The 1024-nt window shown below is 49.3% G+C and carries 1 rRNA gene; it reads right to left on the reverse strand.

Going from position 1 to position 1024, the window contains the following annotated elements:
- Window positions 1-1024: ribosomal RNA gene (locus CPAL_RS06445) — 23S ribosomal RNA — on the reverse strand; the annotation flags it as partial.

Consider the following 1024-nt stretch of genomic DNA (forward strand, 5'->3'; position numbering starts at 1 on the left):
GTTGAGCGGATTTGCCTACTCAACATCCTAAGTGCTTAGACGCACATCCAGTAGTGCGCACATCCTATCCTTCTGCGTCATCCCATTTGTCAAACGCATTGTGGTGGTACTGGAATATCAACCAGTTGTCCATCACCTACGCCTTTCGGCCTCGGCTTAGGTCCCGACTAACCCTGGGAGGACGAGCCTTCCCCAGGAAACCTTAGATATTCGGCCAACAGGATTCTCACCTGTTTCTCGCTACTTATGCCAGCATTCTCACTTCTATACTGTCCACCACTCCTTACGGTATGGCTTCAACCTGTATAGAAAGCTCCTCTACCACGTGTCTTACGACACATCCATAGCTTCGGTGGTAAGTTTTAGCCCCGGACATCTTCGGCGCAGGATCTCTCGACTAGTGAGCTATTACGCACTCTTTAAATGAGTGGCTGCTTCTAAGCCAACATCCTAGTTGTCTTAGAAATCCCACATCCTTTACCACTTAACTTACACTTTGGGACCTTAGCTGATGGTCTGGGCTCTTTCCCTTTTGACTACGGATCTTATCACTCGTAGTCTGACTGCCGGGATAGAAGTAAATGGCATTCGGAGTTTGATAGGGTTCAGTAACTGTTGTCAGCCCCTAGCCCATTCAGTGCTCTACCTCCATTACTCAATTACCCGACGCTAGCCCTAAAGCTATTTCGAGGAGAACCAGCTATCTCCGAGTTCGATTGGAATTTCTCCGCTATCCACAGCTCATCCCATGGTTTTTCAACACCAACGTGGTTCGGACCTCCACGAAATTTTACTTTCGCTTCATCCTGGCCATGGATAGGTCACCCGGTTTCGGGTCTACGATATGCAACTAGTTGCCCTATTCAGACTCGGTTTCCCTTCGGCTCCGCACCAGAAGTGCTTAACCTTGCTGCATATCGTAACTCGCTGGCCCGTTCTACAAAAAGTACGCGGTCACACATAAAAGTGCTCCCACCGATTGTAGGCACACGGTTTCAGGTTCTATTTCACTCCCCTCCCGGGG

This window comes from Clostridium thermopalmarium DSM 5974 (assembly GCF_002995795.1).
Classification (GTDB): Bacteria; Bacillota; Clostridia; order Clostridiales; family Clostridiaceae; genus Clostridium_H; species Clostridium_H thermopalmarium.